The organism is Antribacter soli (assembly GCF_021568775.1).
Lineage (GTDB): Bacteria > Actinomycetota > Actinomycetes > Actinomycetales > Cellulomonadaceae > Antribacter > Antribacter soli.
Window position 1 is genome coordinate 1 of record NZ_JAKGSG010000033.1, and the last position, 14,556, is coordinate 14,556.

The following is a 14,556-nucleotide window of genomic DNA, read 5'->3' on the forward strand; positions in this document are numbered from 1 at the left end:
CAAGGTGCCGAAGTCATGTGCGCAACCAGCGACCAGCGACGCGCGATCCCGGTCAGGCGGAGGCGCGCTCCGCCCGGTTCACCGCCGAAACGATCGCCTTGAGCGACGCTGTCGTGATGGACGGGTCGATGCCCACACCCCACAGGACGTCGTCGCCCACGGCGCACTCGACGTACGCCGCCGCGTTGGCGTCTCCGCCCTCGGACAGCGCGTGCTCGGCGTAGTCGAGCACGCGGACCTGGATGCCCACCTGCGAGATCGCGTCCAGGAAGGCGTCGATCGGGCCGTTGCCCGAGCCCGTCAGGGTCAGCTCGGACCCGCGGTCGAGCACGTCGATCTCCAGCGTGGCCGGCCCACCCTCGACGGAGGAGACCCGGGTGCCGCGCAGCTTGAGACGGCCCCACGGCTCCAGCCCGGGGTTCGTGTCCCCCTCGACCGGCAGGTACTCGTCGGTGAAGATGCGCCAGATGTCGCCGCCCGTGACCTCGGCCCCCTCGGTGTCCGTCACTTCCTGCACGGCCCGCGAGAACTCGATCTGGAGGCGGCGGGGCAGGTCGAGGGCGTGCTCGGCCTTCAGCAGGTAGGACACGCCACCCTTGCCGGACTGGGAGTTGACCCGGATGACGGCCTCGTACGAGCGGCCCACGTCCTTGGGGTCGATCGGCAGGTACGGCACGCCCCACACGAGGTCGTCGACGCCGACGCCGGCCGCCACCGCCTGGCCCTCCATGAACTCGAAGCCCTTCTTGATGGCGTCCTGGTGCGAGCCGGAGAAGGCAGTGAACACGAGGTCGCCCACGTAGGGGTGCCGCTCGTGGACCGGGATCTGGTTGCAGTACTCGACGGTGCGACGGATCCCGTCGATGTCGGAGAAGTCGATCTGCGGGTCGACCCCCTGGGAGAAGAGGTTCATGCCCAGCGTCACCAGGTCGACGTTGCCGGTGCGCTCGCCGTTGCCGAACAGGCAACCCTCGATGCGGTCGGCGCCGGCCTGGTAGCCCAGCTCGGCCGCGGCGACGGCGGTCCCGCGGTCGTTGTGCGGGTGCAGCGACAGGATGACGTTCTCGCGGTGGTCCAGGTTTCGCGACATCCACTCGATCGAGTCGGCGTACACGTTGGGCGTCGCCATCTCGACCGTGGCGGGCAGGTTGATGATCACCTTGCGGTCCGGCGTCGGCTCGAAGACCTCGATCACCGCGTTGCAGATGCGTGCCGCGAACTCCAGCTCGGTCCCGGTGTACGACTCCGGCGAGTACTCGTAGTACACCCGGGTGTCCGGGATGGTCTCCTCGAGCTTGCGGCACAGCCTGGCGCCGTCGAGCGCGATGTCGATCACGCCGTCCATGTCCGTGCGGAACACGACCTCGCGCTGCAGCACCGACGTGGAGTTGTACAGGTGGACGATCGCCTGCTTCGCGCCCCGGATCGACTCATAGGTGCGCTCGATGAGGTGCGCGCGCGCCTGGGTGAGCACCTGGATCACCACGTCGTCCGGGATGCGGTCCTCCTCGATCAGCATCCGGACGAAGTCGAAGTCCGTCTGGGACGCCGACGGGAAGCCGACCTCGATCTCCTTGTAGCCCATCTGGACGAGCAGCTCGAACATGCGGAGCTTGCGCTCGGGGTTCATCGGCTCGATGAGGGCCTGGTTGCCGTCCCTCAGGTCGACCGCGCACCAGCGCGGCGCCTCCGTGATGCGACGGTCCGGCCACGTGCGGTCCGGCAGCGAGAGCTCGATCTGCTCGTGGAACGGGCGGTACTTGTGTACCGGCATCCCGGACGGGCGCTGCGGGTTGTCCTCGATGATCCCGGCGGCAGTGCCGAAGACGGGGCTCCCGGTGACCGGGGCGGTGCTGTTCTCCATCGTGCGTCCTTCGTTTGCGGTGGACCTGGGGTCGGCCGGCACGACAAGTCCACCGCGGCGAGGGACCGGCCTTGTCAGGCCTCGCCGCGGCAGCGAAGGAGGAGGCTCATCGCCAGGTGCACATCGTCACTGTACCCCGGGCGCCGGTCGCGGGGTTCACTGTCCACATTCCGGCGCGGCGACCACCACTCAGACGCGCTTGGTCTCCAGGAACTCGGCGATGCGGCCGATCGCCTCCTCCAGCTGCTCCACTGCGGGGAGCATGACGAGCCTGAAGTGGTCCGGCCGCACCCAGTTGAACCCCGTCCCGTGCGTCACGAGGATCTTCTTCTCGCGCAGCAGCTCGAGCACGAGCTTCTCGTCGTCGTCCACCGGGTAGACGGCGGGGTCGAGCCGAGGGAAGCAGTAGAGCGCTCCCTGGGGCACCACCGTGGAGACGCCCGGGATCTCGTCGAGCAGCCGCACGGCCAGGTCCCGCTGCTCGCGCAGCCGCCCGCCGGGCAGCACCAGGTCCTCGATGGACTGGTGCCCGCCGAGCGCGGTCTGGATGGCATGCTGCGCGGGCACGTTGGCGCACATCCGCATGTTCGACAGCAGCGTCAGGCCCTCGAGGAAGTCCTTCGCAAGGTGCCGCGGCCCGGTGAGCACCACCCAGCCGGACCGGAACCCGGCCACGCGGTACGACTTTGACAGGCCGGAGAACGTCAGGCACAGCACGTCGTCGCCGGCGAAGGTGGCGGTGTGGTGGTGCACGGCCCCGTCGAACAGGATCTTCTCGTAGATCTCGTCCGACAGGAGCACCAGGTCGTGCTTCCGGGCGATCTCGACGAGGGCCTGCACCGTCTCGGCGGAGTACACCGCGCCGGTGGGGTTGTTCGGGTTGATCACCACGAGCGCCTTCGTGCGCGCCGTGATGCGCGACTCCAGGTCCGCCAGGTCGGGCGCCCAGCCGTTCGCCTCGTCGCACAGGTAGTGCACGGGCGTGCCGCCGGTGAGCGACACCGCGCCGGTCCACAGGGGGTAGTCCGGCGCGGGGACGAGCACCTCGTCGCCGTCGTCGACGAGCGCCTGCAGCACCATCGTGATCATCTCGGACACGCCGTTGCCGATGAACACGTCGTCCACCGTCACGTCGGCCAGGCCCCGGCCCTGGTAGTACTGGGCGACGGCGGTCCGCGCGGTGTAGATGCCGCGGGAGTCGCTGTACCCCTGGGCGTCGGGCAGGTGGTGGATGATGTCCTGCAGGATCGAGTCGGGTGCCTCGAAGCCGAACGGCGCCGGGTTGCCGATGTTCAGCTTGAGGATCCGGTGCCCCTCCGCCTCGAGGCGCTCGGCCTCGACGAGGATGGGGCCGCGCACGTCGTAACGGACGTGCTGGAGCTTGCGGGACTGGCCGATGTGACGCACGGGTGGATTCTGCCACCCTCGCCGGCTGCCTACCGCCGGCTTCGCAGCGCGGCGTCGACCGCCGGGTCGCCGAGCGCGCCCAGCCAGTCCAGGAGCGCCGGGTACGTGGACGGGTTGGCGGCGACCTGCGGGCGCAGGTGGGGCGCCTCCTGGACGATCAGGGCCAGGTCCGCGAGCGGCGTCGCGGGGTCGAGCGCCCGCGCGGCCGTCCAGCGCGGCGCGGCCGCCACGGGTGGCATCACGGCGGTCTCGCCGGAGATCACCTGCGTGTCCTGAACGGCCTGGCTGCCCGACGCCGGCCGGGTTACCTGCGTGTCATACCCCGCCTGGGGCGCGGCCTCCCGGGCGGGGGCGGCGGCCTGGGCAGGCGCGGCCTGGGCGGGCGCGGCCGGCTGGGCGGGGGCGACCGGCTGGGCGGGGGCGACCGGCTGGGCGGGGGCGACCGGCTGGGCGGGCGCGGCCGGCTGGGCGGGCGCGGCCGGCTGGGCGGGCGCCACGTCCCGGGCGGGCGCACCCGCCGGCCGGATGACGCCGCTCGACGTGACGCGTCGCGGCTCGGGCGGGCGGCGCGCCTCGGGCGGCGCGCTACGGACGGGCGCCGCGGGGAGCGACACCGGCGCGGGCGCGGCCTTGGCCACGGGCGGTTCCCACACGTACGCGCGTGTGCGGTCTGCGTCCGGGTCGCCCCCGATGCCGTCGGTCGAGAAGTGCTCGCGCACGGCCTGCGGCACCATGAGCGCGTACGCGACCGTGCCGGGCAGGCCGAACGCCAGAAGCAGGTCGACGACGTCGACCCCCGCTCCGGACTCGGACGTCGCCACGACGATCACGAGGCCGAGCACGCCGATGGCGCACACCGCCCCGACCGCGGGGACGTGCCCGGTGCTCGCGTCGCGGACGAGGGAACGCCGGGCGAGGACGGCCAGGGCGGCCACCAGCACGCCGAGCACGAGCCGCAGTACGAGCGTCACATCGAACCGCGGGGCGAGCAGGCCGGCGACGGCGCCGAGCGCCACGTAGCCGGCGAGGAGCACCACGACGCCGAGCGCCCGGACGGCGACGCGGACCCACACGTCGACCCCACGGTCCGGACTGCCGGTGACCTGCGCCTGGAGTCCGCGGCGGGCGGCGGGGCTCGCCGCGACGGCCGCGAGCGCCGGGAGCAGGACGAACCCGAACCTGGCCCCGTGCAGCGACTCCACGCCGGCGGTCGTGCCCGACGTCAGGACGAAGACTGTGGCGACGACGATGCCCGCCGCCACGAGCACGAGCCGCGACGCCTCGTCGCCGCGCACGGCGCCGGCGACGAGGAACCAGTCGAGGCCGAGCACGAGGAGGAGCGAGAGCACGGCCACCATGACGAGCGGGACACCGGGTCCGGTCACGAGCAGTACGACGAACGCGACGACCGCTCCCGCCGCGAGCAGCCCGCCGCCGCCGACGAGGACCGTGCGCCACCGCCGGGCGACCACGGAGTCCTGCTCGGACGGGCCGAGCTCGCTCTCGCGAGGTGCGGCAGCCAGGGCCGCGCCGGCGAGGCCGAGCCCGAGGCCGGTGCCCACCCCGCCGAACTCGCCGCCGTCGGCCCCGCTGGCGAGGTCGATCACGAGGTAGACGAGCGCGAGGAGCACGTACGGCGCGTTGGCCGCGACCCGGGCGCGCCGGGTTGCGTGCACGGTCCACGTGGCGGGCAGCGCGCCCATGCGGGCGAGGTACGGCAGCGCGAGCGAGACCAGGGAGGCGACCGTCAGGAGGACCACCTCGACCCGGTCGGAGCCGCGGTGGACCAGGTCCCACGGCAGCGCGAGCGACGTGAGCAGGGCGATCACGGCGATCGCGTCCCGCAGGTAGTCGCCCACCCGGACGTTCGCGAACGGGCCGCCGTCACGGCCGGTCGCGGGCGTCTGCTCGATCGGGTTCGCCGGGATGGCCTCGTGGGCCGATCCGTCGGCAGGTTGTTCCGTCATCCGTCACTCCTCGAAGGCGCCGCAGGTCGGGAAGAGGGGCGGCGCAGTACGTACGAAGTCGTTTCTACCTGCTTCCTCCCGGTGTGTCAGGCCGGACACCCCGGAGGAACGTCACACACACGAAAGGTCCACACAGCCGAGCGGTCAGATCCCCAGCTGGTAGACGCCCCAGTAGGCGAGCGTGACCAGCAACGCCGTGCTCGCCACGCACACCGCCCAGAACCCGAACGCCGCCACGACGGCGGCCACGCGGCCCCCCTCCGGCGGCCTGGCGGCGACCCGCCCGTGCAGCTCCCGCGCCCGGTTCAGCACGAGCGCGGCGCCGACGACGGTGACGAGCCCGAGGAGGCGGACCCCGATCCACCCGCCCTGCACCACGACCGCGTCCTTCTCGTAGTCCATGGCGAGGCGCGCCACCGCGACCAGGTAGGCGCCCAGCGCGACGGTCGTCAGCACGGCTCCCGCTCCGGTCACCGTGAGAGGCCCGCGCAGGCCCGGGGCGAGGATCGCACCCGGGTGACCCGTCCGGCGTCGGACCGCGGTGGAGCGGACCGCGACCCCGGCGAGGACGACGAGCGCCAGGACCAGCAGCCCCACCGCGCCGACCACGACGCCGAGGACGATGTCCCCGTTGCCATACCACTGCGGCTGCGGCACGGGCGCCGCCAGGTAGAGCTGGTTGGGCGTGGCGCCCGCCACCTGGGGCAGCGCGCCCGCCGTGCCCGGCAGGCCCTGGATCCACGTGGCGACATCTCGCGGGAAGTCCGGGACGAGCTCGCCGTTCACGTGCATGCCGTGGTTCGCGCCCTCGTAGAAGCGGACGGTCACGGGAGCGCCGTCACTGCCCGCCGTGTCAGCGAGAACCTGATGGGTGGCCTGCACGAGCGGCATCGACGCGTCGCCCGTGCCGTAGGTCATGAGGATCGGGGCCTCCTGACGCTCGAGCCACGGCCGCACGTCGAAGTCGGCGTACTCGAAGCCGCCACCCGGGAAGGTCATACCGACGGCGCGCGGGATGGCGCGGAACACCCCCGCCGGCACGTCGGTGTTGCGCAGGTAGTTGTCCACCGCGAACGCGGCCTGCTGGCGCGGCGGGACGACCGGCGCCGAGACGAGCACCTGGAACGCGAGCCGCCTGTCCTCGACCATCATGATCGGCGAGATCCAGGCGCCCTCCGACTCGGAGTACACCCCGACCAGGTCAGGATCGACACCGGGCACGCCCCGCAGGAGGTCGACCGAGTGCAGGTAGTCCCCGGCCATGGCGACGTAGTCCCGGTGCCGGGTGGAGTAGGTGTCGAGGCGCTTGTCGGGCACGAGGGTGACCACACCCGCGCTCGCCAGCTCGGTCGCGGCCGCCGTGAACGCCACGGTCGCCTTGCCGGTGCCCGCGCCATGGATGAACACCATGCCCGGGGCCTCGTCGGGGCCGTCCACGGGCTCGCGGAGGATCGCGCCGACCTCGGTCCCGTCCAGCGCGACGGTCATCTCGGTCTCACGCACCTCGAACGATCCGACGGCGTGCACCGTCGCGCCTGTCACGCCCCCGATCCGGGTGCTGCTCGTGACGGGTCGCAGGTGGTCGGTGACCGGCTCCGGCTCCCACTGCGGGCCCGCGACCGCGCCCACGACCGCGAGCACGACCGCGAGCGCGGCACTGGTGGCAGCCGTCCGGAAGATCACGTTCGGATGCTACCTGCCGGGTCCGACACTGCCCTGGTGAGACGCGCTCAGAAGCCCAGGCGGCGCAGCTGTCTGCGCGGTTCGTGTCGCGCTGCCAGTCCTAGAAGCCCAACCTGCGCAGCTGTTTGGGGTCGCGCTGCCAGTCCTAGAAGCCCAACCTGCGCAGCTGTTTGGGGTCGCGCTGCCAGTCCTTGGCGACCTTGACGTGCAGGTCGAGGTAGACGCGCGAGCCGAGGAGCGCCTCGATCCCCCGGCGCGCCTCCGACCCGACGGCCCGCAGCCGGGAGCCGCCACGGCCGATCACGATCGCCTTCTGCGACTCGCGCTCCACGAAGAGGTTCACGCGCACGTCCAGCAGCGGCGGACGGCCCTTGGCCGGGTCCCCCGAACCCTCCCGCTCGACGATCTCCTCCACCACGACCGCGAGGGAGTGCGGGAGCTCGTCGCGCACGCCTTCGAGTGCGGCCTCACGGACGAGCTCGGCGACCATCACCGCCTCCGGCTCGTCGGTCAGCTCGCCGCCGGGGTACAGCTCCGGCCCCTCGGGCAGGTGCGACACGAGGACGTCCTGCAGCTCGTCCACCTGGTAGCCGTCCTGGGCCGAGACGGGCACGATGTCCGCCCACTCCCGGTCGACCGCGTGCGCCAGCTCCTGGACGGAGAGCAGGTGCTCCAGGAGGGCACCCCGCTCGACCAGGTCGGCCTTCGTCACGACGGCGACGACGGGCACGGCCCGGCGGCCGCTCATCAGCTGGGCGAGCTGCGCCGCGATGTAGCGGTCGCCCGGGCCGACCTTCTGGTCGGCAGGCAGGCAGAACGCAATGATGTCCACTTCGGAGAGCGTGTCGCGCACCAGCTCGTTGAGCCGCTCGCCCAGCAGGGTGCGCGGCCGGTGCAGGCCCGGGGTGTCGACCAGGATGAGCTGGGCGTCCGGCCGGTGGACGATCCCGCGGATCGTGTGCCGCGTCGTCTGCGGCCGGCCGGAGGTGATCGCCACCTTCTGGCCGACCAGGGCGTTCGTCAGCGTGGACTTCCCGGCGTTCGGGCGGCCCACGAGGCAGGCGAAGCCGGACCGGTGCAGGCCTTGCCCGACGCCGGTCGCCCGGCCTGGGTGCAGATCGTCGCTCACGCGTGGTGTTCCTTCTCGTTCGTGCGGTCCGCGAGCGCGGACCGGTCGGGCTGATCGCCCTCGGAGTCGTCCTCTGGGTGGGCCGGGGCGACCCTGTGCACCAGGATCGTGGCGAGCTGCTTGCGGCGCCCTTCGACGCGCTCCCCCTCGAGGTGCAGGCCGCCGACCTCGGCCGCCGAGCCGGGCAGCGGCACCTTGCCGATCGTCTTGGCGAGCAGGCCCGCGACGGTGTCGACGTCGTCGTCGTCGAGGTGCCTGTCGAAGAGCTGGCCCAGGTCGTAGACGGGGAGCCGGGCGGGCACCCGGAACAGCCCGCCGCCGAGCTCCTCGACCTCCGGCACGGGAACCCGGTCGTGCTCGTCGGTGAGCTCGCCGACGAGCTCCTCCAGCAGGTCCTCGATGGTTACCAGGCCCGCGACGCCGCCGTACTCGTCGACGACGAGCGCGATGTGCGAAGCGTCCGCCTGCATCTGGCGCAGCAGGTCGTCGACCGGCTTCGACTCCGGCACGAAGGCCGCGGCGCGCGCGATCTCGCCCGCCGGGCGCGTCGCGGCGGCGTCGCCCGCCCCGGGGTCGTGCAGCGCGGCCACGACGTCCTTCAGGTAGGCGACGCCGACGACGTCGTCCACCGACACGCCCACGACCGGCACGCGCGAGAACCCCGACCTCAGGAACAGGCGCAGCACCTTCACCAACGGCGTGTCCGCCGTGACCGTCACCATGTCGGTGCGCGGCACCATGACCTCGCGGGTGATCGTGCCGCCCAGCTCGATGACGGACCGGATCAGCTCGCGGTCCTCCTCCTCGAACGCCTCGCTCTCGCCCACCCGTTCCGCGATGTCGCGCAGCTCGGCGTCGGTGAGCGGACCCGGGTCCGCCCGGGCCACCGACAGGCGCGTGAACCAGGCCACCGCGCGAGACGTGACCGTCAGCGGCCCGACCAGGGCGAGCAGCACCTGCACGGGATGCCGGAAGCCCAGCGCACGCGGGGAGACGCGCACGAAGACCACGCCGATCACGACGCCGGCCACGAGCGCGATCAGCATGACCGACCACTCCTGCGCGACCGCCTGCGCCACGAGCAGTGTCGCCGCCGCGATGGCGACCACCTCGGCGGTGACACGCACCAGCGCGAAGGACGCCACGGTCTCCGTCGGCTCGACGGCGAGCGCCTGGGCCTGCCGGACGCGGGCGGCACGCCCCTGGTCCAGCGCCTGCTCCGCCTCCACGAGGGCGTCGGCGAGAGACATGCGGGTGACGCGCAGCACCGCGGCCTCGCCGGCCGAGAGCACGCCCGCGAGGGCCAGGCCCACGACCGCCGTGACGGCCAGGGCGAGGGAGACGCCGGTCATCGCGTCGCGAGGAAGGTGAGGAGCAGCTTGCGCTGAAGGGCGAACATCTCCTTCTCCTCCTCGGGCTCGGCGTGGTCGTAGCCGAGAAGGTGCAGGATCCCGTGGGTGGTCAGGAGCAGCATCTCCTCGACCGTCGAGTGCCCGGCGACCTTGGCCTGCTCCACCGCGACGTCGGGGCACAGCACGACGTCGCCGAGCGTGCCGGGCGGCGACAGCTCGCCCTCGCGGCCCGGGCGCAGCTCGTCCATCGGGAAGGAGAGGACGTCCGTGGGGCCCGGCTCGTCCATCCACTGGACGTGCAGCTCGGACATCACGGTGGTGTCGACGAACAGGATCGACAGCTCCGACTGCGGGTGCACCCGCATGGCATCCAGCACGTAGCGCGCCAGCGCGGCGAACTCGGCCTCGTCGACCTCGAAGCCCGACTCGTTGTTGACCTCGATGCTCATGCTGGGGCCTTCACCGCCCGCCGCGCTGCGGCGTGCGGCGGTCCTGCGGCTGGCGGCCCGGCCGCTGGCCGCTCACCACGATGTCCCAGCGGGCGTAGGCGTCGATGATGTCGCTGACCAGCCGGTGCCGCACCACGTCCGCGGAGCCCAGCCGGCAGAACTCCACGTCGTCGACGCCGATCAGGATGTCCTCGACGACCTTGAGGCCGGAGGTCACCCCGCCCGGCAGGTCCACCTGCGTCGAGTCGCCCGTGATGACCATCCTCGAGCCGAAGCCGAGACGCGTCAGGAACATCTTCATCTGCTCGGTCGAGGTGTTCTGCGCCTCGTCGAGGATGATGAACGCGTCGTTGAGCGACCGCCCGCGCATGTAGGCCAGCGGGGCGACCTCGATGGTTCCCGCCTCGATCAGCTTGGGGACCTGCTCCGGGTCCACCATGTCGTGCAGCGCGTCGTACAGCGGGCGCAGGTACGGGTCGATCTTCTCGCTGAGGCTGCCCGGCAGGAAGCCGAGGCGCTCGCCCGCCTCCACGGCGGGGCGCGTCAGGATGATCCGGTTGACCTGCTTGGCCTGCAGCGCCTGCACGGCCTTCGCCATCGCGAGGTACGTCTTGCCGGTGCCGGCGGGCCCGATCCCGAACGTGATGGTGTTCGCGTCGATCGCGTCCACGTAGTTCTTCTGCCCCACCGTCTTGGGCCGGATCGTGCGGCCGCGGCTCGACAGGATGTTGAAGGTGAGGACCTCGGCCGGCCGCTTCGCCGTGGCGTCGGTGAGCATCGAGATCGATCGCGTCACGACCTCCGGCGTGAGCTGCGTGCCGGCCTCGACCACCTCGACGAGCTCGTCGAGCAGGCGGGACACCAGCACCACGTCACCGGCGGGGCCCGTCACTGAGATCTCGTTGCCGCGGGCATGGACGTCGACCTGCGGAAAGCCCTGCTCGATCGCCCGGAGCACCGAGTCCCGGCTCCCCAGGAGGCCAACCATCGGGACGTGCGACGGCACCACGATGCGGTGCTCGACACGGGCCGCGGACGCGGGGCGTCCGGCTGAGTGTGTGGTGGGTGTCGTTGTCATGAGCCGGCTGGCGCCGATGCACTCCTTCGGGGGGCGGTCGTGATGCTGTCCATCTTATCGACCGCGCCCGGTCCGCTCACGCCTATTCACCCGTGGTTCAGAACCCGGCGAGGTGCGTGCCGGACAGGACGTGCGCGTGCACGTGGAACACCGTCTGCCCCGCCTTGGGTCCGCAGTTGAAGATCATGCGGTACTGGCCGTCGGAGAGGTCCGAGGCCACCTCGTCGGCGAGAGACACGAGGTCGGCGAGCAGGGCCGGGTCGGACGCCGCGAGGGCGGACACGTCCGGGTGGTGCTCGCGCGTCACGACCAGCGCGTGCACCGGTGCCTTCGGCGCGATGTCGCGGAACGCGATCGCCGTCGCCGACTCCCCCACGAGCTCGGCCGGGACCTCGCCCGCGACGATCTTGCAGAACAGGCAGTCGGGGTCGGTCGTCGTCATGCGGGAAGGCTACCGGGGTCCGCACGGCCTCGCCCCTGCCTCCGTCACCGGACCGTAACATGTCCGATGTGCCGGAGTTCGGTCCTTGTGGGATGCTCTGCCGCATTCGACCCGCGCCCATGCTGTGCGACATTGTCTGCACACGTCGCGTCGTCGTGTCCGCCGTCACACATCACCGCACCTGCTGGAGGTCCGCGTGGCCTGGTTCATCGGCCAATCCCTCGCATTCATCGTCGTCGCCTTCCTGCTCGGCCTGCTCGTCGGCTGGCTGATCTGGGCACGCCGCACCGAACGCTCCACCGAGTCCCCGGCGGCGGAGGTGGAGGCGGCCACGACCGAGGAGCCGGCCCAGGCCGAGGAGCCCGCCGAGGAGGCCGTGGCCGTCGCCGTCGCGCCGGAGGCGGTGGAGGTCGTCGCGGCCGAGGTAGAGGCGGTCGAGGTGGCCGACGCCGCCGGCGCGCCCGTCGCGGCCGTCGCGCCCGAGAAGCCGGCCAAGCGCGTGCAGAAGCCCGTCAAGAAGGCGACCGGCGGCACGCCGGACGACCCGGAGCTCGACGAGGCCGTGGCGGCCGAGGTCGTCGCCGAGGCCGAGGCTGTCGCCCGCGCGGCGGCGGAGGGCACGGCGGAGGCCGGGGACGCGGAGGACGCCGACGCGCCGGGGGCGGGTCCCGAGGACGCCGCCGCGGCGGCCGCGGCGGACGCTGACGCGGACGCGACCGCCCGGCCCGAGGAAGCGGCCGCCGTCGTCGAGGAGCCGCAGGACCTCCAGCGCATCGAGGGCATCGGCCCCAAGATCGAGGCCGCGCTCAAGGCGGCGGGCATCACGACCTACGCGAAGGTGGCCGCCGCCACGGAGGCGGAGCTGCGCACCGCGCTGAGGGCGTCGGGCATCAGGTTCGCTCCGGCGGCGAGCTCGTGGTCGGCCCAGGCCGAGTACCTCGTGAGCAGCGACGAGAAGGGCCTCGAGGAGTACCAGGACTACCTCGTCGCGGGCCAGGACCGCGCCCGGAAGTTCGACGCGAAGGTGGACTACGCCGACGTCGACGAGATCGAGGGCCAGGCCGCCAAGGCCGCCGCGATCGCCCAGGACGACGCCGAGGCCGCCGCCCTCGCGGCCGCCCCCGAGCCCGAGCCGGAGCCGCAGGACCTGCAGCGGCTCGAGGGGATCGGCCCCAAGATCGAGTCCGCGCTCAAGGCGGCGGGCATCACGACCTACGCGAGGGTGGCCGCGGCCACGGAGGCGGAGCTGCGCGAGGCCCTGCAGGAGTCCGGCATCACGTTCGCCCCCGCTGCGGCCTCGTGGTCCGACCAGGCCCAGTACCTGGTCGACGGCGACGAGCTGGGCCTGGAGGAGTACCAGGACTACCTGGTCGGCGGGCAGGACCGCGCCCGGAAGTTCGACGCGAAGGTGGACTACGCCGACGTCGACGAGATCGAGGGCCAGGCCGCCAAGGCTTCCGCCCTTGCGCAGGACGACGCCGAGGCTGCCGCCGAGACCGAGGTGCCCGAGCCCGGGGTGCAGGCATGAGCCGTCGGCGCCGGGTGATCGCGCCGATCGTGGTCACGGTGGTGGGCCTCGGCGCGCTCACCGGCCTGCAGGACACGTACTTCCGCGCCGGCATGGTCGAGGACTCGCTCACCGCGGCGTCGCAGGTCGCGCTGGCTGATGCCGGCCTGGACGACGTCGAGGTGTCGTTCGCCGGGCGCGACGCGACGCTCGTGGCGTCGTCGGAGCGCGACGCGGAGCGTGCGGCGGAGGTCGTCGAGGCGGTGCGCGGCGTGCGGGTCGCGACGGCGACCGGCGGTGAGGTCGTGGTCCGGCCGGCCGTTGGGCCGTCGCCGAGCGCGTCCACCACGAAGAGCGCCGCGCCGAGCCCGTCGCCGAGCGCCACGCCGACGCCCACGCCCACGCCCAGCCCCAGCCCGACCGCGGCCACCGAGGAGCAGGTCCAGGAGCAGCTCGTCGCGATCCCGACGATCACGTTCGTGACGAACAGCGCCGACCTGACGCCCGAGGGGCGCGCGACGGTCCAGCAGGCCGCCGCGGTGCTCCTCGCCAACCCGCAGGTCAAGGTCACGATCGAGGGTCACACGGACTCCGTCGGCACCGAGGAGGCGAACCTGGTGCTGAGCCAGGCGCGCGCGCAGGCGGTGCTGAGCACGCTCGTGGAGCTCGGCGTGACGGCCGACCGGCTGGCCGCCCAGGGCTTCGGCGAGACGCGACCCACCGTGCCCGACACGACGCCGGAGAACCAGGCGACCAACCGCCGCGTGGACTTCATCGTGCAGCAGTAGCAGTAGCAGTAGCTGTAGCGGCCGCGGGTCGCCGCGGCGCGAGAACGACATGGTGGCCCCAACCCGCCCGGGTTGGGGCCACCATGTCGTTCTCCGTGGCTCAGAGAGCCCAGCGGCCCAGTCGCTCGCTCAGCAGCGCGATCGCGATCGGCCCGGCGGTCGAGGTCCGCAGCACGTGCGGCCCGAGCCGTGCCGCGACCGCCCCGGCCCCCGTGAGGGCCGCGAGCTCGCCCTCGCCGATCCCGCCCTCCGGCCCGACCACGACCAGCAGCTCCCGCGCGGGACCGCCCTCGGTCGGGACCGGCAGCGGCACCGAGGCGAGCGGCGTCGTCGCGTCCTCGTGCAGCACGACGACGGTGCCGCCCGCCTCCACGACCGCCGTCGTACGCGTGACGAGCGCCTTCGTCGTCAGCGCTGCCTCCACGACGGGCATCCGCGCGCGCCGCGCCTGCTTCGTCGCGGCCCGTACGGTGCTCACCCAGCGAGCCTGCGACTTGGCGGCCCGTTCCCCGCGCCACACCACGACGGACCGCTCGGCCTGCCACGGCACCACCACGTCGACCCCGACCTCGGTCGCGGCCTCGATCGCCATCTCGTCCCGGTCGCCCTTCGCGAGGGCCTGCACGAGCGTCAGCAGCACCGGCGGCTCGGGCTCGGTGACCACGCGCTCCACGCGCAGGTGCACCTCGGCGCCCGACACCGACTCGACGACGGTCTCGAGGCGCACCCCGGCGCCGTCGACGACGTCGATGCGCTCGCCCGGGCCGCGCCGCTGGACCACGCCCGCGTGCCGCCCCTCGGCGCCGTCGAGCAGGTAGACCGCGCCCGCCACGACGCCCGCCAGCGGGGAGGTCGTCGAACGCTCGGCGAGGAAGACCGGTGCGCTCACG

Annotated in this window: 12 protein-coding genes; 2 read left to right on the forward strand and 10 right to left on the reverse strand. The window is 72.8% G+C overall.

Annotated elements, in window-relative coordinates; genetic code table 11:
- Positions 1-52: 52 nt before the first annotated feature.
- The 9 genes from leuA to L1785_RS11190 form a co-directional block, all read right to left on the reverse strand.
- Positions 53-1,864: a 2-isopropylmalate synthase gene (leuA, locus tag L1785_RS11150; RefSeq protein WP_372461857.1), complete on the reverse strand. Its 1,812-nt coding sequence runs from the start codon at positions 1,862-1,864 to the stop codon at positions 53-55.
- 189 nt (positions 1,865-2,053) lie between these two features.
- Positions 2,054-3,271 carry a pyridoxal phosphate-dependent aminotransferase gene (locus tag L1785_RS11155; RefSeq protein ID WP_236089339.1) on the reverse strand — a complete coding sequence of 406 codons (1,218 nt, stop codon included), beginning with the start codon at positions 3,269-3,271 and terminating at the stop codon, positions 2,054-2,056.
- 29 nt (positions 3,272-3,300) lie between these two features.
- Complete coding sequence (locus L1785_RS11160; RefSeq protein ID WP_236089340.1) at positions 3,301-5,238, reverse strand: DUF7937 domain-containing protein; 1,938 nt, start codon at positions 5,236-5,238, stop codon at positions 3,301-3,303.
- Between the two features lie 144 nt (positions 5,239-5,382).
- Positions 5,383-6,921, reverse strand: a complete 1,539-nt coding sequence (locus L1785_RS11165; protein WP_236089341.1) for an alpha/beta hydrolase family protein — start codon at positions 6,919-6,921, stop codon at positions 5,383-5,385.
- Positions 6,922-7,066: 145 nt separating this feature from the next.
- Positions 7,067-8,050: a GTPase Era gene (gene era, locus L1785_RS11170; RefSeq protein ID WP_236089342.1), complete on the reverse strand. Its 984-nt coding sequence runs from the start codon at positions 8,048-8,050 to the stop codon at positions 7,067-7,069.
- A complete protein-coding gene (locus L1785_RS11175; protein WP_236089343.1) occupies positions 8,047-9,402 on the reverse strand; it encodes a hemolysin family protein in 1,356 nt (451 codons plus the stop codon). The genes era and L1785_RS11175 overlap by 4 nt, the downstream gene beginning before the upstream one ends.
- On the reverse strand, positions 9,399-9,851 hold the full coding sequence (gene ybeY / locus L1785_RS11180; RefSeq protein WP_236089344.1) for an rRNA maturation RNase YbeY: 453 nt from the start codon (positions 9,849-9,851) through the stop codon (positions 9,399-9,401). The genes L1785_RS11175 and ybeY overlap by 4 nt, the downstream gene beginning before the upstream one ends.
- 10 nt (positions 9,852-9,861) lie before the next feature.
- A complete protein-coding gene (locus tag L1785_RS11185; protein WP_236089345.1) occupies positions 9,862-10,929 on the reverse strand; it encodes a PhoH family protein in 1,068 nt (355 codons plus the stop codon).
- Between the two features lie 97 nt (positions 10,930-11,026).
- The gene (locus L1785_RS11190) at positions 11,027-11,371 is read right to left on the reverse strand and encodes a histidine triad nucleotide-binding protein (RefSeq protein WP_236089346.1); all 345 of its coding nucleotides are present in this window, start codon (positions 11,369-11,371) and stop codon (positions 11,027-11,029) included.
- A 196-nt stretch (positions 11,372-11,567) separates the two neighbouring features.
- Here L1785_RS11190 and L1785_RS11195 point away from each other — a divergent pair, with 196 nt between their 5' ends.
- Positions 11,568-12,899 (forward strand): helix-hairpin-helix domain-containing protein, encoded by a 1,332-nt coding sequence (locus L1785_RS11195; protein WP_236089347.1) that lies wholly within the window; start codon positions 11,568-11,570, stop codon positions 12,897-12,899.
- Positions 12,896-13,666 (forward strand): OmpA family protein, encoded by a 771-nt coding sequence (locus L1785_RS11200; RefSeq protein ID WP_236089348.1) that lies wholly within the window; start codon positions 12,896-12,898, stop codon positions 13,664-13,666. Before L1785_RS11195 ends, L1785_RS11200 begins: the two co-directional genes overlap by 4 nt.
- 100 nt (positions 13,667-13,766) lie before the next feature.
- On the opposite strand, the gene L1785_RS11205 is transcribed toward L1785_RS11200, so the two are convergent.
- Complete coding sequence (locus L1785_RS11205) at positions 13,767-14,555, reverse strand: 16S rRNA (uracil(1498)-N(3))-methyltransferase (protein ID WP_236089349.1); 789 nt, start codon at positions 14,553-14,555, stop codon at positions 13,767-13,769.
- Between the last annotated feature and the right edge of the window lies 1 nt (position 14,556).

Coding starts and splice junctions, on each gene's coding strand:
- leuA (WP_372461857.1), bottom strand. CDS start 1,864: ATGGAGAACAGCACCGCCCCGGTCACCGGGAGCCCCGTCTTCGGCACT.
- L1785_RS11160 (WP_236089340.1), bottom strand. CDS start 5,238: ATGACGGAACAACCTGCCGACGGATCGGCCCACGAGGCCATCCCGGCG.
- L1785_RS11175 (WP_236089343.1), bottom strand. CDS start 9,402: ATGACCGGCGTCTCCCTCGCCCTGGCCGTCACGGCGGTCGTGGGCCTG.
- ybeY (WP_236089344.1), bottom strand. CDS start 9,851: ATGAGCATCGAGGTCAACAACGAGTCGGGCTTCGAGGTCGACGAGGCC.
- L1785_RS11185 (WP_236089345.1), bottom strand. CDS start 10,929: ATGACAACGACACCCACCACACACTCAGCCGGACGCCCCGCGTCCGCG.
- L1785_RS11190 (WP_236089346.1), bottom strand. CDS start 11,371: ATGACGACGACCGACCCCGACTGCCTGTTCTGCAAGATCGTCGCGGGC.
- L1785_RS11200 (WP_236089348.1), top strand. CDS start 12,896: ATGAGCCGTCGGCGCCGGGTGATCGCGCCGATCGTGGTCACGGTGGTG.